General features: G+C 39.4%; 25 protein-coding genes. 19 read left to right on the forward strand and 6 right to left on the reverse strand.

The features are described from left to right. Nucleotides 1-11 precede the first annotated feature (11 nt). The gene (locus GQR39_RS16290) at nt 12-887 is read left to right on the forward strand and encodes a cytochrome c oxidase subunit 3 (protein WP_024594298.1); all 876 of its coding nucleotides are present in this window, start codon (nt 12-14) and stop codon (nt 885-887) included. Here the strand turns inward: GQR39_RS16290 and GQR39_RS20480 are convergent. Further along, the gene (locus tag GQR39_RS20480; RefSeq protein ID WP_076916441.1) at nt 790-1,098 is read right to left on the reverse strand and encodes a DUF2909 family protein; all 309 of its coding nucleotides are present in this window, start codon (nt 1,096-1,098) and stop codon (nt 790-792) included. The two genes, GQR39_RS16290 and GQR39_RS20480, sit on opposite strands and share 98 nt — an antisense overlap. Before the next feature lie 14 nt (nt 1,099-1,112). Here GQR39_RS20480 and GQR39_RS16300 point away from each other — a divergent pair, with 14 nt between their 5' ends. The 13 genes from GQR39_RS16300 (at nt 1,113) to GQR39_RS16360 (ending at nt 13,193) form a co-directional block, all read left to right on the forward strand. Further along, on the forward strand, nt 1,113-1,853 hold the full coding sequence (locus GQR39_RS16300; protein WP_165736137.1) for an SURF1 family protein: 741 nt from the start codon (nt 1,113-1,115) through the stop codon (nt 1,851-1,853). Then, entirely contained in the window at nt 1,843-2,337 is a 495-nt protein-coding gene (locus tag GQR39_RS16305; RefSeq protein ID WP_165736138.1) for a transmembrane cytochrome oxidase associated protein, read from the forward strand. Before GQR39_RS16300 ends, GQR39_RS16305 begins: the two co-directional genes overlap by 11 nt. A 28-nt stretch (nt 2,338-2,365) precedes the next feature. Continuing rightward, nucleotides 2,366-3,355: a COX15/CtaA family protein gene (locus GQR39_RS16310; RefSeq protein ID WP_007584952.1), complete on the forward strand. Its 990-nt coding sequence runs from the start codon at nt 2,366-2,368 to the stop codon at nt 3,353-3,355. Between the two features lie 12 nt (nt 3,356-3,367). Then, a complete protein-coding gene (gene cyoE, locus GQR39_RS16315; RefSeq protein WP_002959598.1) occupies nt 3,368-4,297 on the forward strand; it encodes a heme o synthase in 930 nt (309 codons plus the stop codon). Continuing rightward, nucleotides 4,294-4,911, forward strand: a complete 618-nt coding sequence (locus GQR39_RS16320; protein ID WP_007584954.1) for an SCO family protein — start codon at nt 4,294-4,296, stop codon at nt 4,909-4,911. The genes cyoE and GQR39_RS16320 overlap by 4 nt, the downstream gene beginning before the upstream one ends. A gap of 152 nt (nt 4,912-5,063) precedes the next feature. Further along, on the forward strand, nt 5,064-5,336 hold the full coding sequence (locus tag GQR39_RS16325; RefSeq protein WP_002959595.1) for an STAS domain-containing protein: 273 nt from the start codon (nt 5,064-5,066) through the stop codon (nt 5,334-5,336). A gap of 8 nt (nt 5,337-5,344) precedes the next feature. Beyond that, nucleotides 5,345-5,707 carry a response regulator gene (locus tag GQR39_RS16330; protein WP_007584956.1) on the forward strand — a complete coding sequence of 121 codons (363 nt, stop codon included), beginning with the start codon at nt 5,345-5,347 and terminating at the stop codon, nt 5,705-5,707. A 10-nt stretch (nt 5,708-5,717) separates the two neighbouring features. After that, nucleotides 5,718-7,808, forward strand: coding sequence for a chemotaxis protein CheA (locus tag GQR39_RS16335; protein WP_165736139.1), 2,091 nt, complete (start codon nt 5,718-5,720; stop codon nt 7,806-7,808). Further along, a complete protein-coding gene (locus GQR39_RS16340; RefSeq protein ID WP_007584959.1) occupies nt 7,805-8,290 on the forward strand; it encodes a chemotaxis protein CheW in 486 nt (161 codons plus the stop codon). Before GQR39_RS16335 ends, GQR39_RS16340 begins: the two co-directional genes overlap by 4 nt. 45 nt (nt 8,291-8,335) lie before the next feature. After that, a complete protein-coding gene (locus tag GQR39_RS16345) occupies nt 8,336-10,642 on the forward strand; it encodes a methyl-accepting chemotaxis protein (protein ID WP_010554953.1) in 2,307 nt (768 codons plus the stop codon). 79 nt (nt 10,643-10,721) lie between these two features. Then, nucleotides 10,722-11,552, forward strand: a complete 831-nt coding sequence (locus tag GQR39_RS16350) for a protein-glutamate O-methyltransferase CheR (protein ID WP_165736140.1) — start codon at nt 10,722-10,724, stop codon at nt 11,550-11,552. Next, entirely contained in the window at nt 11,536-12,153 is a 618-nt protein-coding gene (cheD, locus tag GQR39_RS16355) for a chemoreceptor glutamine deamidase CheD (RefSeq protein WP_007584962.1), read from the forward strand. Before GQR39_RS16350 ends, cheD begins: the two co-directional genes overlap by 17 nt. A gap of 8 nt (nt 12,154-12,161) precedes the next feature. Beyond that, on the forward strand, nt 12,162-13,193 hold the full coding sequence (locus GQR39_RS16360) for a chemotaxis response regulator protein-glutamate methylesterase (RefSeq protein WP_165736141.1): 1,032 nt from the start codon (nt 12,162-12,164) through the stop codon (nt 13,191-13,193). Here the strand turns inward: GQR39_RS16360 and GQR39_RS16365 are convergent. After that, complete coding sequence (locus GQR39_RS16365; RefSeq protein WP_165736142.1) at nt 13,183-14,220, reverse strand: polysaccharide deacetylase family protein; 1,038 nt, start codon at nt 14,218-14,220, stop codon at nt 13,183-13,185. The two genes, GQR39_RS16360 and GQR39_RS16365, sit on opposite strands and share 11 nt — an antisense overlap. A gap of 42 nt (nt 14,221-14,262) precedes the next feature. Here GQR39_RS16365 and GQR39_RS16370 point away from each other — a divergent pair, with 42 nt between their 5' ends. Then, complete coding sequence (locus tag GQR39_RS16370; protein ID WP_165736143.1) at nt 14,263-15,534, forward strand: MATE family efflux transporter; 1,272 nt, start codon at nt 14,263-14,265, stop codon at nt 15,532-15,534. Nucleotides 15,535-15,548: 14 nt separating this feature from the next. On the opposite strand, the gene GQR39_RS16375 is transcribed toward GQR39_RS16370, so the two are convergent. Together GQR39_RS16375 and nfuA are read right to left on the reverse strand one after the other, a co-directional pair. Continuing rightward, nucleotides 15,549-15,818 carry a hypothetical protein gene (locus GQR39_RS16375; protein ID WP_002959572.1) on the reverse strand — a complete coding sequence of 90 codons (270 nt, stop codon included), beginning with the start codon at nt 15,816-15,818 and terminating at the stop codon, nt 15,549-15,551. A 9-nt stretch (nt 15,819-15,827) separates the two neighbouring features. Further along, the gene (gene nfuA, locus GQR39_RS16380) at nt 15,828-16,403 is read right to left on the reverse strand and encodes a Fe-S biogenesis protein NfuA (RefSeq protein WP_007584966.1); all 576 of its coding nucleotides are present in this window, start codon (nt 16,401-16,403) and stop codon (nt 15,828-15,830) included. 146 nt (nt 16,404-16,549) lie between these two features. On the opposite strand from nfuA, the gene GQR39_RS16385 reads away from it, so the two are divergent. Next, the gene (locus tag GQR39_RS16385; RefSeq protein ID WP_165736144.1) at nt 16,550-19,099 is read left to right on the forward strand and encodes a M14 family zinc carboxypeptidase; all 2,550 of its coding nucleotides are present in this window, start codon (nt 16,550-16,552) and stop codon (nt 19,097-19,099) included. Nucleotides 19,100-19,322: 223 nt separating this feature from the next. On the opposite strand, the gene GQR39_RS16390 is transcribed toward GQR39_RS16385, so the two are convergent. After that, nucleotides 19,323-20,000 carry a ComF family protein gene (locus tag GQR39_RS16390; RefSeq protein ID WP_165736145.1) on the reverse strand — a complete coding sequence of 226 codons (678 nt, stop codon included), beginning with the start codon at nt 19,998-20,000 and terminating at the stop codon, nt 19,323-19,325. 74 nt (nt 20,001-20,074) lie between these two features. Here GQR39_RS16390 and bioH point away from each other — a divergent pair, with 74 nt between their 5' ends. The 3 genes from bioH to GQR39_RS16405 all read left to right on the forward strand — a co-directional run bounded on the left by bioH (nt 20,075) and on the right by GQR39_RS16405 (nt 22,070). After that, nucleotides 20,075-20,812 (forward strand): pimeloyl-ACP methyl ester esterase BioH, encoded by a 738-nt coding sequence (bioH, locus tag GQR39_RS16395; protein ID WP_024594288.1) that lies wholly within the window; start codon nt 20,075-20,077, stop codon nt 20,810-20,812. A gap of 90 nt (nt 20,813-20,902) precedes the next feature. Next, nucleotides 20,903-21,211, forward strand: coding sequence for a hypothetical protein (locus GQR39_RS16400; RefSeq protein ID WP_007584971.1), 309 nt, complete (start codon nt 20,903-20,905; stop codon nt 21,209-21,211). Between the two features lie 4 nt (nt 21,212-21,215). Next, entirely contained in the window at nt 21,216-22,070 is an 855-nt protein-coding gene (locus GQR39_RS16405; protein ID WP_165736146.1) for a putative metalloprotease CJM1_0395 family protein, read from the forward strand. A gap of 72 nt (nt 22,071-22,142) precedes the next feature. Here the strand turns inward: GQR39_RS16405 and GQR39_RS16410 are convergent, their stop codons facing one another. Next, on the reverse strand, nt 22,143-24,470 hold the full coding sequence (locus tag GQR39_RS16410; RefSeq protein WP_121955225.1) for a Tex family protein: 2,328 nt from the start codon (nt 24,468-24,470) through the stop codon (nt 22,143-22,145). Nucleotides 24,471-24,633 lie beyond the last annotated feature (163 nt).

Raw genomic sequence — 24,633 nt, forward strand, 5'->3', positions numbered from 1 at the left:
GAGTAAATAAAATGAATCAAGAATATGAGCATTATTACGTACCTGAGCAAAGCCCATGGCCTATTGTAGGTGCTGTTGCATTGTTTTTTATTGCAGTAGGGGCAGGCTTGACTGTTATGAGTGTAGGTAAAGAAGGTGGTAGCGGGGTTTATCTGCTTTATGCCGGTATTGCTGTACTTGTGTATATGTTGTTTAGCTGGTTTAAAAATGTAATTAATGAATCGGACCAAGGTTTGTACTCAGCACAAATGGATCGCTCTTTTAGACAAGGTATGAGCTGGTTTATTTTTTCTGAAGTTATGTTTTTTATGGCCTTTTTTGGTGCGCTTTTTTATGCACGCGTATTGTCGGTACCTTGGCTTGGAGGCGCAGGCAATAATGCAATGACTAACGAGGTTTTATGGCCAACTTTCGAAGCTGTTTGGCCGCTAGTTTCAACACCTGCTGGCGAAACTACTCAAGCTATGGGCTGGCAAGGCTTACCGCTTATAAATACCTTAATACTGCTTACTTCCTCAGTTACTTTACATTTTGCCCACGTAGCGATGGAAAACAATAAACGCACTCCACTTAAAGTTTTTTTAGGCGCTACTATTTTATTGGGCGTTTGCTTTTTAGGGCTGCAAGTTGAGGAGTACATGCATGCATATAATGACCTTAACCTAACGCTAGATGCGGGTATTTACGGTAATACGTTCTTTTTATTGACTGGTTTTCATGGCATGCATGTAACGCTAGGGACGGTACTTTTATTTGTAATATTTTTACGGATATTAAAAGGGCACTTTACTAAAGATAAGCATTTTGCTTTTCAAGCAGCTGCTTGGTATTGGCACTTTGTTGATGTGGTGTGGCTGTGTTTGTTTGTATTTGTATATGTGCTGTAGCGTTTATTGGCGAATTATTTGCTTTAATAAAACCAAGTTTAAGCGCTGCAATAACAACAACTAAAACAACGACCGAAAACAATACGCGACGACCTAAAAAGTGAGACATAGGTCGTCCTCCAGTTTTCCCTGACACCATAATAAACAATGCTCTAAATAAGTTAAAAAGTATAAATATTAACAACAGTACGATAATAATTTTAATAATCACTGAGTTGACCCTTTATGCAGTTAGTTTTATGGCACAAACAAAAGCTTAGCTCACTAATCACACTTTGTATGGTTGTGGTTGTTGTACTTGTGTGTGTGCGACTAGGGTTTTGGCAGTTGGAGAGGGGGGAGCAAAAACAGCAGCAACTAGCCGCTATTGCTAAGCAACAGACTCGTGGTGTGATGAGCTGGTCTCAATTACTTAACCTGCCAGATAGCTGGAACAAAACAGGTGTATTGGTTGAGTTAAAAGGGCGATTTGTGCAAAACCAATATTGGCTTTTAGATAATCAAGTTTATAACGGACAAGTAGGGTACGACCTACTTGCTTTACTAAAGCCAGACAGCGAAGAAAAAGTGATTTTAGTTAATTTAGGATGGGTAAAAGCGCCTATATCTAGAGATACACTGCCAAAGGTTACTCTGCCTACAGGTGTTTTTATTCTTAAGGCGCAAATAAAAGAAAATAACTTAAGTAGCTTTACGCTTGAAGATAAAGCTACAAATAACGACCTACCTACAAGAATCCAATCTATCGACTTAAATATGCTGAGCACTCAAAGCCAGCAATCATTAATTAATTTTATGGCCTACAGGCAAGGTACTGGTGATGAGATTGCAACACCTCATTATGAGGCAGTTGTTATGAGCCCTCAAAAGCATAATGCCTACGCTGTGCAATGGTTTTTAATTGCTGTTGCATGTGCTGTTGTGGCTATTTTTGCAAGTAAAAAAAGGACACATAATGAAAAATAATCCCCTTTTGTTGTTTGTGGGTTGCTGCGCTATCCCATTAATTTTGGCATATGGCGCATTAAAGTTTGATTGGTTGCCTACTGCAATTACTAATAATGGTGAGTTTTTAAGCCAAGAAATAAAACTTAAAAATTGGCCGCAAGATAATCCCAAGCAATGGACTATCGCACTTAATTATTCAAACGAATGTAACACCCCGTGCAGCGAACAACTCAATGCACTTAATAATTTATATGTGGCACTTGGTAAAAACCAAGGCAAGGTTGATATGGCTGTAATGGGAAGCCCTAGCAATAAAAATCTACCATGGAAAATTATTACCGAGCAACAGAGTTTAAATCCTGCAAGTTTATATTTAATTGATCATATGGGGTTAGTGGTACTTGAATATCCCTTTAAGGTCGAGCCACAAGAAAACCGTTTAGTACAAAAAGGGTTATTAAAAGATCTAAAAAAATTACTTAACTATTCTCGTTCTAGCTAACTAAGTTGAGCTTAAGTTGGAGTATCTGATGTATAAAAATTATAAAAACTTAGTATTAATAACAGGATTACTCGCTTTGATTGTAGTTGCTTTAGGTGCGTACACCCGCTTAAGCGATGCAGGTTTGGGGTGCCCCGATTGGCCTGGTTGTTATGGCTTTTTAACGGTACCTAAGCATGAGGCTGACATAGCCTTAGCAACTCAAAGCTACCCCGATATGATGTTCGAAACCGCAAAAGCGTGGAAAGAAATGATTCATCGCTACTTTGCAGGTGCTTTAGGCTTACTTATTTTAGGTTTATTTGTGTTGGCTTTTTTAAAACGCCAATATCCAACTACGCCAGTTAAATTGCCTTTGGCTTTACTTCTACTAGTGGTGTTTCAGGCTGCCCTTGGTATGTGGACAGTAACCATGAACCTTCAGCCGCTTATTGTAATGGGCCACTTATTAGGTGGCTTTAGTATTTTGTCACTTATAACGCTTTTATATTTACGGCTAACCGCAAAACCTATTATGGGTGGCGATAGCGGCGCAAAACGCTATTTCGGTTTAAGTTTAGTAGCGCTCAGTGTATTAATTATCCAAATTGCACTTGGTGGTTGGCTGGCTGCAAATTACGCCGCTCCACATTGTAGTGGTTTGCCATTGTGTAATTACGCACAACCGTTTTCATTGAGTAGCGTATTTCAATTACCACTTGAGCACAGTAATTATGAGTTTGGTGTGTTATCGCAGCAAGCGCGTATGTCTATTCATTTATTACATCGCATTTGGGCACTCGTTACTTGCATTGTTCTGGCGTTAATTATGTGGAAAATATACAGCCAAGCGTACTCTAAAAAAATTAAAAATTGCGTTGTGAGTGTATTACTTGTTCTGCTTTGCCAAATTAGCTTAGGACTTATTTTAGTACATTGGCATATTCCGTTGGGAGTTGCACTGGCGCATAACTTGATGGCAGCCATACTGTTATTAAGCATGGTTAGGTTGTGTTATTACCTAAAATCACGCACATAAAGGGGAAATATGATGGCACTTATAATTGATAAAAAAATACTGCTACCCGTTAATACTCAATCGCTAATTTCGCGTACACATAGTTTGCTGCAAGACTACTTAGCAATTAGTAAATTTAAAGTGGTAGCTATGCTGGTGCTAACAGCTTGGGTTGGTTTAGCGCTGGCTCCCGATGTAGGGCGCGGTATGGTCGTACAGTTTATTAGCTTGTTAGGTATAGGGCTACTTTCTGCTGCTGCAGCGGTTATTAATCATGTGGTTGATAGCGAGATAGACTCAAAAATGGCGCGGACTCGTCATCGCCCTGTGGCTAAAGGGCGTTTAAGTAAAACACATGCGCTTAGTTTTGCAGCTGTTATTGGGGTTGCTGGTTTTATTATGCTGATGGTGTGGGCTAATACCTTAACCGCTATATTAACGTTATTTGCATTGGTAGGTTATGCATTTGTTTATACATCATTTTTAAAGCGTGCAACGCCGCAAAATATTGTTATAGGTGGGTTGGCTGGCGCAATGCCTCCATTATTAGGTTGGGTGTCAGAAACAAACCAAATGGCAGCAGCCCCTTGGTTACTCGTAATGATAATATTTACCTGGACCCCACCACACTTTTGGGCGCTGGCTATAGCACGAAAAAGTGATTATGAACGCGCTAAAATCCCTATGTTACCAGTAACCCATGGTATCGATTTTTGTAAAACGTGCGTCGTTGCTTACTCTGTTTTACTCGCTGTTGTTTGCGTATTACCTTATTTAATCGGTATGTCTGGATTAATCTATTTGATAGGTGCATGTGTATTAAATGCCGTGTTTATATATAAGGCTGTCAATTTAAAAATTGCTGGAAATGATGAGACTGCAATGGACTTATTTCGTTTTTCGATTATTCATTTAATGGTACTCTTTGTAATCTTATTTATAGATAAATGGCTCCCTTTATGAAGCAGTTATGGCTTGGATTAATTGTTATTTTAGTTTCGTTTTTATCAGCATGTTCAAATGAAAATAGTCCACCAGATGTAGATGCATTAGTTTACGAAAATGCAAAGCCACTGTCTGATTTTACGCTAAACGATCAGCGCGGCGAATTAGTAACTAAGCAACAATTTTTAGGACAGTGGAATTTAGTATTTTTAGGCTACACAAGCTGCCCAGATATTTGTCCATTAACACTTGCTAAGTTAAATGCTGTTTATAAAAACTTACAAGCAGATTATCCGCTACAAGTTTGGTTTTTATCGGTTGATCCAAAACGCGATACACCAGCTAAACGAAAGCAATATATAGATTACTTTAACCCAGACTTTTTAGCTGTGTCGGGAGAGCATAAACACCTTTTTCCTGTTGTTCGAGAGCTTGGTTTAATTTACGCCATTAGCGATAGTAGTGAATCAGAATATGCTGTTGATCATAGTGCCTCGGTCGCTATGGTTGATCAAAATGGAGCCGTTAGAGCTATTTTTAAACCAGAATTTAAACAAGGTAGTGTGCCATTAATTAATGCGACGACTTTAACGCAAGAGTTTAAAAAAATAGCTGATTACTATAAAAACTAGTTTTTTACTTTTTACCAATTTTAAAGGAGCTTTAGGCTCCTTTTTTTGTATTTTAACGACAGGTTAAATTTAATTAAGCATTTTATGGCAATTTTAATAACTAGGGCTAAGCTTTTGTTATGAATTGAATTGACAGGGAATGCACTTACTAAATGCTAAAACTTCCGAGCGAACTTGCTATTACGCAAGTTGAAACACTACATCAAGACTTACTACACGAACTCAATAGCAACGATGATATCTGTCTTGATATTAACGATGTAATTTCTGCTGATACTGCCTCAATTCAACTTTTATGCGCCTTACAAAAACACCTACTTACTATACAGCACAAAATAATATGGGTAGGCAGTAGCGAGGCCTTAACGCATACAATTAATAAACTTGGCTTAAGCCAATACTTAACAACCGAAAGTAAAAGTTAGGGGTATATATGAAAAGAATTTTAGCGGTTGATGATTCAGCATCGATGCGTCAAATGGTGAGCTTTACATTAAAAACTGCCGGGTTTGATGTAACCGAAGCTAAGGATGGCAGTGAAGCTCTCGCTATTGCCAAGCAACAAGACTTTGATGCCGTGATCTCAGATGTAAACATGCCAATAATGGATGGAATTACATTAATACGAGAGCTGCGTACTTTACCTAGTTATAAATTTACACCACTACTGATGCTTACTACAGAGTCGGGCTTAGAAAAAAAGATAGAGGGTAAAGCTGCTGGTGCAACAGGTTGGATTGTAAAACCATTTAATCCCGATCAGCTACTAGCGGTAATTAAAAAAGTTATTCGCTAAGGAGCGCAGTGTGAGTATAGATTTAAGTCAATTTTTTGAAGTTTTCTTTGAAGAGAGTTTTGAAGGCCTAGATACCATGGAGGCTGAGTTATTAAACTTAGTGCCAGGTGAGGAAGATTTAGAAACTATCAACACTATTTTTAGAGCTGCTCACTCAATAAAAGGAGGCAGTGGTACTTTTGGCTTTAGCTCCGTTGCTGACTTTACTCATGTACTTGAAACACTACTGGATCAAATTCGCCAAGGTGAACGAGAGCTTAGTACCGAGCATGTCAATTTATTACTCAAAGCTGTGGATTGCTTGCGCGCTTTACTTGCTGCACTTCAAGGTGAGCAAGAGCCAGATTTAACTGAGGCAGATTTGTTAAAAGTACAATTTGAACATGTACTTGGAATGAAAAACGAAACACAAGAAAATAAACCTCAAAGCTTTGGCGAGCAAACAAGTAGTAACACCTATCAAATAGACTTTAAACCCCATCATCATTTATTTAAAACAGGAAACGAGCCACTGTATATGATCAGTGAGCTTGAAGAGCTAGGTGAGTTAGAAACCACAGTATTTTACGATGAAGTTCCAGAAATTACAGATTTGAGCAGTGATGAATGCTTTTTACATTGGCGCTTTTTTTTAGATACCAGCCATGATGAAAAAGCCATAAAAGAAGTATTTGAATGGGTAGAAGACGATGCCGACATAAAAATTGAATTATGCGGAGGCTTATTTGGCAATGATGAGCCAATACAACCTAATCGAGGTGAGATATCTAAAGCTGTTGAGCTTGAAACATCCGATTTAATAAAAGTAGGTGAGCTACCTAGTAAGCCAAAGCAACCCGCTGCTAATAAAGATAAAAAACCTGCAAGTACACCAGAGTCTACCTCCATTCGAGTTGGTATTGATAAAGTTGATTCGTTAATAAACATGGTTGGCGAACTTGTTATTACACAAGCTATGCTAAATCAACTCAGCGAACAAGAAATCACACCAGCCACAATTACTTTACTACAAGAAGGTCTAGCGCAACTTGCCCATAATACGCGTGATTTACAAGAAAATGTGATGCGCATTCGTATGCTGCCAATAAACTTTGTATTTAGTCGTTTTCCTCGATTAGTGCGAGATATAGCGCAAAAACTAAATAAGCAAGTTGAGCTAAAGTTGATTGGAGAGCAAACCGAGCTTGATAAAACAGTAATGGAAAAAATATCCGATCCTATGGTGCATTTAGTGAGGAACTCACTTGATCATGGATTAGAGACTGTTGAGCAAAGACTGGCGGCAGGTAAAGATCCCGTTGGCACAGTAACCTTAAATGCATTTCATCAGGGTGGAAACATTGTTATTGAAATAATGGATGATGGGCAGGGGTTAAATACAAAAAAAATAAAAGAAAAAGCCATCGCTAACGAATTAATCTCAGCTGATAACCATCTCAGTGACGATGAAATAAATGAGCTTATTTTTATGCCCGGCTTTTCGACAGTAGATGAGGTAAGTGACTTATCTGGTCGTGGAGTTGGGATGGATGTAGTTAAGCGAAATATTCAATCATTAAATGGCTCAGTAGAAGTAACCTCAGCGGCGGGTGTTGGTTCTACGTTTACTATTAGATTACCACTTACTCTCGCTATTTTAGATGGGCAATTAGTTAAGGTGGCTCAGCATACTTATATTATCCCGCTCATTTCTATTGTGGAATCTCTGCAAATTGATATTGCTAAAGTGAGTCGAGTGGGTAAAAACCTTGATGTATTGAGGCTTCGGGACGAATACATTCCTATTTTAAGGCTCTACGATATTTTTAATCATAAAAATGCCATTGAATCACTCGATAAAACGCTGCTTGTTGTTGTAGAAACAGATAACCAAAAGGTGGGTTTATTAGTTGATGATTTACTGTCTCAACAACAGGTTGTTATTAAAAGTTTAGAGGCTAACTATCATAAAGTTGATGGCGTATCGGGAGCCACTATTTTAGGCGATGGGCGTGTATCGCTGATTGTGGACATTAGCGGCTTAATAAAGCTCTCAGGTTTAAAAAAACCAGGTAGCCAAGAATTAACGATCGAAACGCAAGCCACTTTGGAGGCTTTATGAGCTCAGAGCAAAGCCAGTTAAGTAATCAATTAAATCTTCAGCAACAGCAAGGTGTAAAACAGTTTTTAACTTTTATTATGGCTGATGAAGAATACGGCGTTGATATTTTAACAGTACAAGAAATTCGCAGTTGGGAAGAAATTACAGTACTGCCCAATGCGCCTGAATTTGTAAAAGGCGTTATTAATTTACGTGGAACAATAGTGCCAATTATTGATTTACGGTTGCGCTTTGGATTACCAAGTGTCGACTATGGGCCATTAACGGTGGTTATCGTTGTCAAAATAGAATTTGAACTAGGTAGTAAAATTATAGGTGTTGCTGTTGATGCCGTTTCTGATGTTTACAGTATTGCGGAGCAAGATGCGAAAGCGGTTCCTAGTTTATCTGAGTCGAATAATTGTGAATATGTAGCTGGGTTGGTGAATGTTGGTGAAAAAATGGTAGCGCTAATTGACCTGCAAAAAACAATGAATATTTAGCAAATAGAAACTAAATGAATAATAAACTTAAAGGTGGTGATGAGCATGGGATGGTTTAGTAATCCAAAGCAGTCAAAATCAAGTAATGATTTAATTGTAGACGCATTGAATAAATCATTAGCGGTGATTGAGTTTGAACCTAACGGAAAAATAATTACTGCAAATATGAATTTTCTAAACGCGATGGGCTATCGTCTTGAAGAGGTTCAAGGCCAGCATCACTCTATGTTTGTTGACCCAGATGAAGCTCAGGGCAACGATTATAAGAACTTTTGGCAACGCCTGCGTAATGGCGAGTTTATCTCAGATGAGTTTAAGCGTAATGCAAAAGGTGGAGCTGAGGTATGGATCCAAGCAACTTATAACCCAATTGTTGATGAGCAAGGGCAAGTATTAAAAGTAGTTAAGTTTGCCACCGACGTGACCGAGCAAAAGTTAATAGCAGCAGAAGCTTCAGGGCAAATTAGTGCTATAAGTAAATCTCAAGCGGTTATCGAGTTTAATTTAGATGGCACTATTATTGATGCCAATGATAACTTTTTAAATGCACTTGGTTATCAACTTAGCGAGATTAAAGGTCAGCACCATAGGCTTTTTATTGAACCCGAACATGCAAATAGTATCGAATATAAAGAGTTTTGGGCCAAACTAGGTCGCGGTGAATTTGATTCAGGGGAATATTTAAGAATAGGGAAGCAGGGTCAGGAGGTTTGGATTCAAGCATCTTATAACCCAATTTATGATATGAACGGCAAGCCGTTTAAAGTGATTAAATACGCATCTGATATTACTGAACAAAAAGAGCTTGAAAAAGCATCTCGTAAAGCAGCCGATTTAGCAAATGCGCTTAAAGTTTGCCAAGCGAACGTAATGATTGCTGATGAAGACCTTAATATAGTATTTGTGAACGATCGTGTTCAGCAAATGCTAAAAGTCCGCGAAAAAGAATTACAAACTGTATTACCAAGCTTTTCTGTTGATAATTTAATTGGCACCTGTGTTGATGATTTTCATAAGCACCCTAATCATCAGCGCGATTTATTAAAAAATCTCGATAAGCCTCATAAAGCCGAATTACTTTTAGCAGGTGTCACTTTCACCTTAATTGCTTCACCTTGGATTAGCCAAGATGGAAAGCATTTAGGCACCATTGTTGAGTGGGAAGATAGGACCAATGAGGTTGCGCTTGAAAAAGAAATAGCCGAACTTATTAGCGCTGCAGGTAATGGCGAATTAGATACAAGAGTCGCGGAAGAAGGCAAGGAAGGATTCTTTTTACGTTTGGCTCAAGGGCTAAATAGCTTAGTTAAAATAGTTGATGATGCAGTTGCTGACACGGGCAGTATGCTCGATGCGATGGCAAATGGTGATTTATCAAAACGAGTTGAAAAAGAATATAAAGGCTCATTTGATAAACTCAAACGCGATGCTAATGCTACGGCAGATAAGTTAACGGAAGTGATTAATCGCATTAATTCATCGGCAACGCTTGTAGCCAGTGGTGCAGAGGAAATCTCTCAAGGTAATGCTGATTTAAGCCAACGTACAGAAGAGCAAGCCTCGTCACTTGAAGAAACAGCGTCGAGCATGGAAGAGATGACTAGCACCGTTCGCCAAAATGCTGATAACGCAAAAGTGGCAAACGATTTAGCAGAAGAAACATGCGAAAAGGCGATTCAAGGTGGTGAGGTTGTAAATAGAGCAGTTACGAGCATGTCGGCAATTAATGAGTCGAGCAAGAAAATTGCAGATATTATTGGTGTCATTGACGAAATAGCATTTCAAACTAACTTATTAGCGCTTAATGCTGCAGTAGAGGCTGCAAGGGCTGGTGAACAAGGTCGAGGCTTTGCGGTTGTTGCAGGTGAAGTGCGTAATTTAGCACAGCGCTCTGCAGGCGCAGCGAAAGAAATTAAAGAGTTAATAAGAGATAGTGTAGGCAAAGTAGCTGATGGCTCTCAATTAGTTAATGAGTCGGGCGCTACACTTAAAGAGATTGTTGTATCGGTACAAAGAGTGACGCAAATGATTTCTGATATTACAGAGGCATCTGAAGAACAAAGTGCGGGTATTGAACAAGTTAATACCGCTATCTCACAAATGGACGAAATGACGCAACAAAATGCCGCCTTAGTAGAGCAAGCCTCTGCCGCTGGCGAGTCTATGGCTGAGCAAGCTAATGAGATGCGCCAACTACTCAACTTTTTCTCAATAGGTCAGCAAGAGATGGCGATGATTTCGCCGACTATGCGCACACCTAAATTATCTCATAAGTCGCAAAGCAGTTTTGTAAGTAATAAACCCAGAGGCGATAACTTTGTAGACTCTGCTGATGAATGGGAAGAATTTTAACAACCAATCTTCTTATACACCTCGCTGAATACATAATCACAGCGAGGTATTATTTGGCAGGCTAAATTGAGAGCGAACAATGAAAGAGTTTTTGTGTACCGACCGCGACTTTAAAGAAATTGCCAGTTTAGTTTATAGCGCATGTGGAATTGTATTAGGTGAGCATAAGCGAGAGATGGTTTATTCACGCTTAGCAAGACGTATTAGAGAGCGAAAACTAACTGACTTTAAAGCCTATTTAGAGTATTTAAATAGCCATAAAGAGCAGGAGTTTGATGCCTTTATTAATGCAATAACAACTAACTTAACGTCTTTTTTTCGTGAAATACACCACTTTGAATTTATAAAATCTGAGCTTGTACCAGCTCTCTTAAAGGCAAATAAAAATAGTAAGCGAGTAAGAATCTGGTCTGCAGGTTGCTCAACAGGAGAAGAGCCCTACAGTTTGGCGATGACTTTAAATAATGCATTTCCGAGCAATTGGGATGTAAAAATACTAGCAACCGATTTAGATTCTAATGTATTGGCAAAAGCACAAAAGGGTATTTACACCGCAGCGAATGTTAACGGCTTAGATGACGTGCAACTTAAGCGTTGGTTTTTAAAAAGTAAAGACGGTGAAAACTATAAAGTTAAAGATAGGCTAAAAGAGTCTATTTCATTCAAGCGTTTAAACTTATTGCAAGATTGGCCAATGAAAGGATCATTTGATCTTATTTTATGTCGTAATGTTGTTATTTACTTTGATAAAGAAACAAAAGATCAGCTTTTTAAACGTTACGCCAATATATTAAATGAACAAGGTTATTTGTTTTTAGGTCACTCAGAAAGTATGGGAAAAGAGCATACGCAATTTAAAAATTTAGGGAAAACTATGTATCAAAAGGGACAAAATGCACGCAGAGTTTAGGCCGGTATTACCTAACTTTGAACATATTAAACGATATTGGGACTCGGGCCGAGGTAGCGTTGTTGCTAAAGTGCTTCCGGGTGAGTTTTATGTTTCTAAAAATAATGAGCTGATCTCTACAGTTTTGGGTTCGTGTATCGCGGCTTGTGTTTACGATGAAGTACTAGGGATTGGGGGCATGAATCACTTTATGTTACCAATTCAAAAGGGAGTAGAACTTAAGAATGCGCATAGTTTAAGTTGTCGGTATGGCAATTGGGCTATGGAGTATCTTATAAACGAAGTTTTAAAAAATGGTGCGTCTCGCCGTAACCTAAAAGTAAAACTTTTTGGTGGGGGTAAAATTATTAGTGCGATGACTGATATAGGGCTGGGTAATATTAGTTTTGCAGCGGCGTATATTAAAGAAGAGGCATTAAATCTAGTTGCCCACGATATGGGTGGACCATGGCCACGAAAAATATTTTTTCATCCGAACACCGGTAAAGTTCATATGAAAAAACTTAAAAACCTACATAATAATACGATTGAAAAACGCGAAGTCCGTTACTTACAAAACCTTAAAAAGCAAGAAGTAGTAACTGATATAGAGCTGTTTTAGGAGTATGCATGATTAAAGTATTAATAATTGACGACTCCCCCTTAATTAGGCGTTTACTCACTGAAATATTACAGCAAGCTAAAGATATTACGGTAGTGGGGAGCGCTGAGGATCCCTACGAAGCTCGCGAAATGATAAAAAAGTTAAATCCTGATGTATTAACGCTCGACGTAGAAATGCCAAAAATGGATGGCATTATTTTTTTAAAAAACTTAATGCGATTAAGACCAATGCCAGTAGTGATGATTTCAACACTGACCCAAAAAGGCTCTCCTATTACACTCGAGGCACTCGAATTAGGGGCTGTTGATTTTATAGCTAAGCCTACTAATAACGTAAGAGAGCAATTGAGCCAATATGCATCACTTGTTCAACAAAAGGTGCGAATAGCTGCTGGAGCAAGAGTAAGAAGCTATAAAAAAACGGTCGTCACAAATGAGCCTATTAATACCCATTCTCAATTTTTACTTAATAAAGTAATTGCGATAGGTGCTTCCACGGGGGGTACTGAGGCTATCAAAGAAGTACTTATTAAAATGCCACAAAATTGCCCGCCCATTGTAATTACTCAGCATATTCCTCCTGTGTTTAGCGCCTCATTTGCTGAGCGAATGAATCGTACATGCACGATAAATGTGAAAGAGGCTGAACATGGCGATAAGCTTAGCACTGGCTGGGCTTATATAGCACCAGGTGGTTTTCATTTAAGTATTAAAAAGCGAGGTGTTAGCTTGTATTGCCAGCTTGATGATGGCGAGCCGGTCAACAGACATAAACCTGCGGTAGATGTGCTGTTTAACTCATTAGTTGAGACAGGAGCTAAAAACGTAGTTGCAGCCATACTAACAGGGATGGGGAGTGATGGCGCAAAAGGGTTACTTGCACTAAAACAAAACGGTGCGTATACCTTGGCTCAAGATGAGTACTCATCGGTGGTATGGGGTATGCCTAAGGCTGCCGCTGAGTTAAATGCAGCAGACGAGATAGTTGCGCTGGATAAAATAACCCAGCGACTATTACATCAGGCAGTTAAGGTTTAGGCGCTTCAATTACCCAAGGCTGTGAAAACCAAAAATAATCACCAGGGTTAGAAATAGAAGGGGCCGTACAATTAAAACGAGATCGTCCTTTATTAAGCACCTTTGGTGAGGTTATTTCGACTGTATTTTTATTTACCCATTTTAAATCTGCTTGGCCTACGCTTGATACGTAACAGGCAAATTGGCTTTTATGAAAGTCACCCATTTTAAATTCAATTGTGAGCGTGGGTGGATTTTGTTGTGTAACGCTATCTTGATAAGTTAAATTGGTGATATTAAACGCGCGTGAGTTAAGCTTAGTAATAAGAGTTTCTAGTTTGCTGTAAAAGCCTGATGCAGGAAAACGCGGTAAGCGGCTAAAATTAGAGTCTTTATTTACAGCGCCGGAGTGCTGACCAATACCCACAAAACCAAGCTCTGTCACAAGTGCTTGCAGCTCGTTATTAAACTCACCATACGGGTATGCTAAGTATTTATAGTCGTGGCCTATTTCTTCTTTTATACGCTTTTGAGAGCTAATAATATCTTGCTTAATACGTGATTGCCATTGTGCATCGGTTTCGTTTTCAAGCTTAAGGTGTAAGTAATCATGTTGTCCGCTATGATTGGCTATTAATGCCCCTTTTTTAGATAATTCTTTGAGCTTATCCCACCCCATTACGTAGCTCATGCCCTCGTCTATTAATTTAGGATTTACAAAGATAGTGTACGGGTAGCCAAACTTTTCTAAAATAGGCGCGGCTTGTTCATAGTTATTGTTATAACCATCATCAAAGGTGATGGCGACAGTTTTATCAGGTAAGGTTTCACCTTGCTGAAGTGCGTTTATTAAGTCATTAAGAGGAATAACGTTAAAGTTGTGCTCTTTTAAATAGCTCAAATGTTTAGTGAATGTATTGGCGCTAACGCTTGTTACAGCGGGTAGGGTTTCACTAACATGATGATACTGTAAAATAACGGCTGCTTGAGCCCGCACAGATACACTAATGAGGATAAATAATACTAAATGAAACAATTTCTTATACATAATAAGGCACACCATAAAAGCTTGCTGTTGTTAGCGGGTCCGATGATACTATCAAATATCACAGTGCCGTTGTTAGGAATTGTTGATACTGCTGTAATTGGGCACTTAGGAAGCGCTCATTACTTAGCGGGTATTGCCCTTGGCTCTGCAGTTATATCTATTTTATTTTGGCTTGCTGGTTTTTTAAGAATGAGCACCACGGGACTCGTGGCACAAGCATACGGAAAAAACGATTTAACCCAACTTGCCGCTTTACTTAAACGAAGCCTATTGCTTGCAAGCGCAGTGGCCGTGCTATTAATTGTGTTATCCCCATTAATAAAGCACGCTATAGCTTACCTCTCCGCCGCCAATAGCGACGTACTTACCCAAGCGTATCAGTATTTTAGCATTCGTATTTTTAGTGCTCCAGCAGCATTATGTAATTTAGTGTTACTGGGGTGGATGCTTGGTGTGCATTATGGTCGAGGTCCATTTTATTTATTACTCGTCACTAATATCGTTAATATAGTACTCGATATTTATTTTGTTGTTTATTTAGATTGGGCAGTTGCAGGCGCTGCGTGGGCTTCACTTATTGCTGATTATACGGCTTTAGTATTTGCACTGTTTTTAGTGGTTAAACTAGCTAAAAAACAAGACATTGATCTAAATGTACCGAATTGGTTGAGTATTAGCAAAATGGCTGAATTATTGAGTTTGAATAGAGATATATTTATTCGCTCTTTAATACTGCAATTATGCTTTAGTTTTATGACGTTTTACGCAGCGCGTATAGGCGAAACCACATTAGCTGCTAATGCTGTTTTACTTAACTTTCTAATGTTGGTGAGTTTTGCTCTTGATGGCGTTGCTTACGCGTCTGAGGCAAAAGTAGGGCAAGCTAAAGGCCAAGGAAGCGTTAAAAATATAGAGCTTTGGGTTAAAATAAGTGTATTTTGGGGCATGCTTTTTGGCGTCTTATATAGCGCTTTTTTTGCATTATTTGGCAGCGGTATAATCAAGCTTTTAACCAATGTGCCAGAGGTTATTCAAGAGGCAACACACTATTTACCATGGCTAATAGTGTTGCCTATTTTGGCCATGAGTTGCTTTTTGTTTGATGGTGTTTTTGTAGGGCTTACGCGAGCAAAGAACATGCGTAACAGTATGATACTTTCAGCTGGAGTTGGCTTTTTTGGTGTGTTTTGGGTGTTTATAGACTTGCAAAATAACGGGTTATGGCTGGCTATGAGCTGTTTTATGTTAATGCGCGGGGTTACATTAATAATTAAATATCACCACTTAAAAATAAATAATCGGCTATTAGATTAAACTAAATAAATGGTTTATTTCCAGAGATCGGGGTCGTGGTGTTTAGGGCCCATATCTTTTAAAACTTGTGAAAAACGATTAGCAAAAATACCGCAGTAGCCCCAACCGGCAAAAAATAATGCGGGGAGTAAAATTATAACGCCAATTATTTGTAAGCTGTAGTGAGTGTAATACCCAATAGATATGAATATCACGGCTAGCACAAACAGTGCTAAGCCGCGAAAAAAGCGCTTTAAGCTCAGCTTAGGGTTGCTCCCTAAGCGATAAATAAGCTGCTTTAGCATTTACAAGGCCTAATAGTAAGAGTGATCGCCCGCTTCGTGCTCTGTTATATCAGCAACACCGGTGATTTCTTCAAACTTAGCTATCATTTCTTTTTCAATGCCTTCTTTTAGCGTTACATCGATCATAGAACAACCGTTACAACCACCACCAAACTGAAGTATAGCAATACCTGCAGCTGTAATTTCAACAAGGCTTACTTGGCCACCGTGGTTAGCAAGTTGTGGATTTACTTCGGTTTCTAGCATGTGCTGTACACGCTCGTTTAACGATGCATCGTTACCTATTTTACGCGCCTTTGCATTTGGTGCTTTTAGCGTTAACTGAGTACCCATTTTGTCGGTAACAAAATCGATTTCAGCTTCTTCTAAAAATGGAGCACTTTCTGCATCTACAACGGCATCAAAACCGTTAAAGTTTAGGCGAATATCGCTCGCTTCTACAGCGTCTTCTGGACAATAAGACACACCACATTCCGCTTGTGATGAACCAGGGTTTACAACAAACACACGAATATTGGTTTGTTGTGATTGATCTGCTAATAGTTTAGCAAAATGCGCTTGCGCTGTTTCGGAAATAGAAATCATAAAACCATCTATACTTGACTAAATTACTCGGATACTGCGTATCATACTCCGCTCATCGTGTTGCGGCTAGTGTTGAGCGTAAAAAGTTGGCATCTATTTTAAGCAATGGTAGCGTGCAAACAACGAACATTTTTTGAGTGATTTATATGCGTTTGGTATTAACATTAATGGTGGTGTTGCTTAGCTTTTCAAGTGTAGCTAAGCCACTTTCGTATTATTTTGAACAAGATGTAAAATTTGACCCTTCAATTCCTACTCCTGAGCAAGTACTCGGTTACGAAGTAGGAGAGTGGCACGTGAGACACGATCAGCTCGTACGTTATATGGAAATACTTGCTGATAAAAGCGACCGTATAAATTTTGAGGTGATTGGCCGCACGCATGAACAACGCCCGTTAGTAATGCTAACAATTACTGCTGCTGATAAGCTACCAAGCATAGAGCAGACACGCCAAGCTCACTTAGCACGCTTAAGTAATAACAGTAGTAAAGCACAAGACGACCCTGCTGTTGTATGGATGGGATACAGTGTGCATGGTAATGAGTCATCAGGTAGTAACTCATCTTTGCTGGTGGCATATTACTTAGCTGCTGCACAAGGTACTGAAATAGATGAGCTATTAAATAACACGGTTATTTTACTCGATCCTTCACTTAATCCTGACGGGCTTGCTCGTTTTGCTAATTGGGCAAACAGTAACCGAGGCATGAACTTATCAAGTGACCCTAAAACCCGTGAACATGTTGAAAACTGGCCAAGTAGTCGTACCAATCATTACTGGTTTGATTTAAATCGTGACTGGTTATTACTACAGCATCCTGAATCGCGTGCGCGTATTGCCAAATTTCATCAGTGGAAACCAAATATTTTAACTGACTTTCATGAGATGGGTCCAAACAGCAGTTACTTTTTTCAACCAGGTATTCCAAGTCGTAAGCACCCTATAACACCTGATGAAAATGTTACCTTAACAAAGGCAATTGCTAACTATCATGCAAAAACCTTAGATGAAAACAATGCACTTTATTTTACAGAAGAAAGCTTTGACGATTTTTACTATGGAAAAGGCTCAACTTACCCAGATGTAAATGGCGGCATAGGCATTTTATTTGAGCAAGCAAGTTCTCGTGGGCATATTCAAGACACCATAAATGGACCTTTGAGCTTTCCTTTCACTATTAAAAATCAACTGTTAACGAGTTTATCTACCTTTAAGGCAGCAGTTGATAACCGCCAAGCGTTATTGGATTACCAAGCTAAATTTTATAATCAGGCTACTGATTTAGCCAGCGATGAAAGCTTTGAAGGTTATGTTGTTGAAGGTGCAAGCGACAACACCCGCATCATGCACTTTTTAGAATTGTTAAAGCAGCATCAAATTAACGCTTACCCACTTACTAAATCATTAAAAGCAGATGGTAAGAATTTCAGTACACATAGCTATTTTGTACCATTAGCACAACCACAATATCGTTTGGTAAAAGCGATTTTTAGTGAGCAAAAAAACTTTGCTGATAATACTTTTTACGATGTATCTGGCTGGACATTAGCGCATGCGTTTAATTTGCCATTTTCTAAAGTTAAAAGTAGTTGGGGATTAAAAGTTGCTGATAAAGCATGGGAAAAAGTAGCAACCCCATCATTTTCTTCACTCACCGAAGGTTACGCATTTGGTTTTTCGTGGGATGATTATTTAGCACCTAAAATGTTAAATAGCTTATTACAGCAAGGTATAAAAGCACGTGTAGCGCTAAAAGCATTAACGGCTAAATCAACATCAGGAGAAATTAATTTTAAACCTGGAAGTATTATTATACCGGCTGGACTACAAACAAATACAGATTGGATTACCTTGCTAAATAAAGCACAAAATGAGTTTGGTATTGCAATCAAACCTATTACATCAGGTTTAACAAGCAAAGGAGCCGATTTAGGGTCGCGATCAATGGCGGTTGTTAGTGCTCCAAAAGCACTGCTTATTGGCGGGCAAGGCGCAAGCCAGTACGAAGTCGGCGAAGTGTGGTATTACCTAGATCGCTTTGTAGGTGTTGCACCAACAATTGTTGAAATGAACCGCTTTAGTTCACTCGAGTTAAGTGACTACAGTCATATTGTGCTTGCTCATGGCAATTACAATAGCTTATCTGATGCCGACAAAGTGGCTATTAAAAGCTGGGTAAGAAAAGGCGGCGTTATTTGGGGTCACAAAGGCGGCGCTAAATTTTTAGCTGATCAGCAATTACTCAAAGCAAGCTATCTATCACGACAAGATGTAGCAAGTGCATTTAAAACGACAGGTTTAAGTTATGGCGATAAAGATCATTTAGCAGGACGTCAACGCATTGCAGGTGCTATTTTTAATACTAATGTAGATTTAACTCATCCGCTTACATTTTCACTTAAGCGTAATACATTGCCCGTATTCAAAAACAGTACTTGGTTGCTAGAAGCTTCTGATGCTCCGTTTGTAAATGTACTTACCTACACTAAAAACCCATTATTGGCAGGCTTTACCGATGCCGTTAATGTTGAGCAAGTTGCTGGCGGCGCAGGCTTAATTGCTCACTCATACGGACGAGGTACAGTGATAGGCATGACCGACGACCCTGTATTTAGAGGTTACTGGTATGGGACTAGTCGACTACTAAGCAACGCTTTATTTTTTGGCCATACGTTTCGTGCAAATGGCGAATAATACCAATTCGCTTAATTAAGTGATCTATTTTGAGGATGGAAAAACGTGTTGATAGCTAGGCAAAAAATTCGCTATTTAGTTGTTCTCGGCAATTGCTCCTGCATTGCTCTACCTTCTGCATCCATGCAGTCGTAAATGAGAATTTTTTAACACAGGTAGCGACACGTTTAGCCCCGCAAAATGATTAAGTATTATTGCGGATTGGTATAATACTTTTTAATAATTAAATAGGCGTTAAGCAAGTTGTAAAAGCCCACACTTGTTTAGCGCCTGCTTGTTTTAGTGCACTAGTAGCTGCGTTTAATGTTGCCCCTGTCGTCATCACATCATCAACAATAGCGACTGTTTTACCGCCCATATCCTGTGTACAAATAAAGGCATTTTTTAAGTTTTTAATACGCTTTGCTTTAGATAGCTCCGACTGAGCTTGTGTTTTTTTATCGCGAATAAGTACGTTACTCACTGATGCGTAATTAGCTAAACAGGGTTGCCATACTTGGCTTACCTGATTAAATCCGCGAGTAATAAAGCGGCTTTTATGAAGAGGTAAAATAATAAAGGTATCTGGCAAAGTAGGGCTTTGCTCAAAAAACTGCGTTAATTGTTTTTGTATAACTTGCTGCAATGCCTTTTTATAATGAATTTGATTATTAAATTTTAGCCTTTTAAGCCAATGTTCAAAGGGAGGTTGATAAAAAGCACAGGCAAATAATTTATCAAACTCGCAATTAGGAAACATCTCAACAATATCGGGTCGATACAGTAAATTCTTATGCTTACTAAAATCAAACAATGGTAAATCTTCAAGGCAATAATCACAAAGCCCTAAAGAGGTCGTAATCGTATTTTGACATTGCACGCAATAAGAGGGAAATAACCAATTTAAAATGGCTTGTTTCACAGAGTCGCTCCTTGCATTGCAATCGCCTTTTTAAACGTTATGATGAGCCTAAGTTTGGTAAAGGTTAGGCAAATATGCAAAATGAGTTAGTGTTATTACATGGTTGGGGAATGAATCAGGGCGTATGGCAGTTAGTACAGCCAGAACTTGAGTTTTTATATTCAGGAAGTGTACGTAGCCTTGACCTACCTGGGTTTGGTAATAGCCATGTTTGCCCAAGCCCTTATACTTTGCATGATGCAGCAGAAACTTTAAGTAAGCAATTAAAGCCGAAGAGCATTTTAATGGGGTGGTCGTTAGGTGGATTGTTTGCACTTTATATTGCTAAGCATTGGCCTGAAAAAGTATCAAAAGTTATTTTAATTGCATCGACTCCTTTCTTTGCTGAGGCAGATAATTGGCCCGGAATAAAAGCGAATGTATTGGCGCAGTTTAAAGAGCAGTTAGTTAATCATCGAGAAAAAACAATAGAGCGCTTTTTAGCTATTCAAGCGATGGGTAGCGAGTCGGCGCGTGATGATATAAAGCTGCTTAAACAATTACTAAATCAGTACAGCGCACCACAAAGCGACGCCCTGAGTGCTGGTTTAGATATTTTACAAAACGACGATTTACGTGATTTATTTGCTCATTGCCCAGTACCTATCAAAGGAGTATTTGGCCGACTTGATGCCTTAGTGCCTTATAAAGCAATTAGTGAAATGTCAGTACTAAATACTGAGTTTGAATACGAGGTGCTAGATAAAGCGTCGCACGCGCCATTTATTTCTCATAAAAGTGAGTTTTTATCTGTCGTTAAATCAATGCTTTAAAATAGAGCTAAGAATAGCGCTGTTTAAAGCTTTATTTTGAGCAGAACCTGAGCGATAATTAAACAATGTTTATTTGGTGGAGGTTTTAATATGCCAATCGGATCTGTATTTAATAGTGGTGTAGAAGGGTTTAATCGAGCTAGCCAAGGTATTGAAAAAGCCAGTGCTGAGATTAACCGTGCCAGTATAGAACAGCAAGATGACGCACAATTAGCGCAGCAACGTCAGCTTACAGCAGCACGCCCCGAAGAAGCTATTACCGCACCTGTAGCACAGCCAGCTCGTGTTGATGAAGCGCTTGTTAACTTAAAAGTTGAAGAGTTTAATGCCAAGGCAAATACGCAATCAATTCAAACGGCCGATGATGTACTTGGCACGTTAATCGATATTAAAGTTTAGTATTATGAATATTGTCACGCCATTTCCGTCTATCAATATAAACACTGCAAATGTTTATACGGAAACTGCACGGCGTGACAACCAACTACGCGAAGTTATTCCGGCTCCCGCATCTAGTAGCGCAAGTAATACAGAAACCAAAGCGCAAAGTGATGCTGAAAAAGCAAAATTGCCAGGTAGTAGCGATGGTGCGACGTATAACGCAACGGGAAAAATAGCAGACGAAAAGTCAGTTCAGCAGCGCGATGGAAACTCAGAAAATCCTGAGGGCTCTGAAGAAGAAAGTGAAGCAATCGAGAAAAAAGAATCTGAGCAAGAAGAGCTGCAATTAGAACAAGAACAACAACAAATTACAGAGCTAAAAGCACGAGATACTGAAGTACGAATACACGAGCAAGCGCACGCTTCTGTAGGTGGACAACATGCTGGCTCGCCAAGCTATGAGTATCAACGTGGCCCAGATGGTACTAACTACGCAGTTGGCGGAGAAGTACAAATAGATGTATCTGAAGTTCCGGGTGATCCGCAAGCGACTATAGACAAAATGCAAACGGTACGTGCTGCGGCATTGGCGCCTGCAGAGCCTTCGGGAGCTGATCGCTCTATTGCTGCAGATGCTACGCAAAAGCTAGCAGCGGCTCAATCTGAGCTTGCACAACCTGAAAAAGAAGACGACGAAGACGCAAAAAGTAAGCTTGAAGCTTCATTCTCTAGCGATGAAAGCAACGATACAAAAACAGCTAAAAGTGATGAGCAAACACGTGATGCCGATGTTGAGGCACGGGCGGGGCGTATTGCTAACTTTTATCAAATGGCTACATCGCCAGCGAGCCAAAGTAGTTTTTCAGCGTTAAGTTAATAATTTAGTAAAACGTAACCACAAAAAAACCGCTTACGCGGTTTTTTTCGTTTTAGCTTAGCTGTACAACTATTATTTTTTCACTTTAGCATTAGCGAACGCATCGGCAAATGCATTACCCATTAACGCATTACCGTTGTCACGTTTAGGCTTTGCAGCGCGAGGTTGCGAATTATTAGCACGTGCTTGTGGCTTTTGCGTAGCTGGCGCTGCTGACTTATTACTTGTGTCAATGTCGTCATCTAAGCGCATAGTAAAGCTTATACGTTTACGTGCAGCGTCTACTTCAACAACTTTAACCTTTACAATATCACCAGCTTTAACAACTTCACGCGGATCTGATATAAATTTATTCGTGATTGCTGAAATATGCACTAAACCATCTTGGTGAACACCTACATCAACAAACGCACCAAAGTTAGCAACGTTTGAAACCACGCCTTCTAAAATCATACCTGGTTTTAGGTCACTAATTTTTTCAACACCGGCTTTAAACTCAGCTGTTTTAAATTCAGGACGAGGATCTCGGCCTGGTTTATCAAGCTCGGTAATAATGTCGGTAACGGTTGGTAAGCCAAATTTTTCGTCAGTGTAATCGTTTGCAGCAAGTTTAGTTAAAAAGTCGCTGTTACCAATTAGGTTACTGACATCTACGCTATTGCGTTCACAAATACGTTTAACAACAGGATAAGCTTCAGGGTGAACTGATGAGTTATCTAGAGGATCGCTACCATTGTTAATACGTAAAAAACCAGCCGCTTGTTCAAATGCTTTTGGCCCTAAACGCTCAACCTTTTTAAGCTCACTACGTTTAGTAAATGTGCCGTTAGCATCGCGATAATTAACGATATTTTGCGCTAATGTTTTGTTTAAACCAGATACGCGTGTAAGTAGCGGTACCGATGCCATGTTTAAATCTACGCCTACTGAGTTTACACAGTCTTCAACTACTGAAATAAGGCTTTGGCCTAATTGGCTTTGCGATACATCGTGTTGGTATTGGCCAACACCAATTGATTTTGGCTCAATTTTAACAAGTTCAGCAAGAGGATCTTGAAGGCGGCGCGCAATAGAGACAGCCCCTCGTATAGAAACATCTAAATCCGGGAATTCATTAGCTGCAAATTCAGAAGCTGAGTAAACCGATGCACCCGCTTCGCTAACCATAATTTTACTAAGCTTAAGTTCGCTGTTTGCTTTCATAAGCTCAGCAACCAACTTATCTGATTCGCGTGATGCAGTACCGTTACCAATCGCAATTAGCTCAACTTTATGCTGACGACAAAGTTGCTCTAACGTACGCACTGATTTATCCCAATGATTTTGTGGTGCATGAGGGAAAATAGTTTGTGTAGCTAGTAATTTACCTGTGCTATCAACAACGGCAATCTTACAGCCAGTACGAAGGCCTGGATCAAGACCTAAAGTAGTACGAGGGCCTGCAGGTGCTGCCATTAATAAATCTTTTAAGTTTTTAGCAAATACGTCGATTGCACCAGCTTCTGCTTTTTCGCGCATTGCTGCAAAAAATTCATTCTCTAGGTGTAATCCTAACTTAATTTTCCACGCCCATTGCACAACGTTTAATAACCAAGGACTTGCCGCTTTATATTTAATATCTAAACGGTAATGGTCAGCAATCATGTTGGCACATAGTTGCGCTGAATTTTCAGCGCTAGGCTCTGGATTAACATTTAACTGAAGTACACCTTCATTTCGGGCTCTAAGCATAGCAAGCGCACGGTGAGAAGGTACTTTTTTGAGAAGTTCTTGATGCTCGAAGTAGTCACGGTATTTTGCACCCGCTTGCTCTTGGCCTTTAATTACAGTGCTTTCAATTGCGCCGTTTTGGCTTATGTGGCTTCTAAATTTAGCAAGTAATTTTGCGTCTTCAGCAAAGCGCTCCATCAAGATAAATTTAGCGCCTTCGAGTACAGCTTTTGTATCTGCAAAGCCTTTTTCAGCACTTACAAATTGATCTGCTTGTTGCTCTGGGTCAAGGTTAGCATCTTTAAATAGTGCATCTGCAAGTGGCTCTAAACCTGCTTCAATTGCTATTTGGCCTTTAGTACGGCGCTTAGCTTTATAAGGTAGGTATAAATCTTCAAGTTCAGTTTTACTTTGTGCATTAGTTATATCGGCACTTAGCTCTGGCGTTAATTTATTTTGCGATTCGATGGTCGATAAAATAAAACTACGGCGCTCTTCTAGTTCACGTAAATACGATAAACGCTGCTCTAAAAGGCGTAATTGGGTGTCGTCTAGGCCGCCGGTAACTTCTTTTCTGTAGCGGGCAATAAAAGGAACAGTTGCGCCTTCATCAAGTAATTTTGTAGCTGCAACAACCTGTTGCTGCTGTGCGTTTAACTCACCGGCTAAACGTGCAGAGATATCGCTCATGCAAAAACCTTTTTATACAATAAAATAAGACCAGAAGCGTGTTACTGGCGCCGTTAATTGCTTGAATAATATCACAGGAGGTAGTAATAAAAAGCTCTTAAAGCAAGCTATTTCACTTGCTTTAAGATGGTTGGGAGGGGAGTAAATCAATTCAACTAAAAGA

This window comes from Pseudoalteromonas sp. C8 (assembly GCF_011378685.1).
Classification (GTDB): Bacteria; Pseudomonadota; Gammaproteobacteria; order Enterobacterales; family Alteromonadaceae; genus Pseudoalteromonas; species Pseudoalteromonas arctica.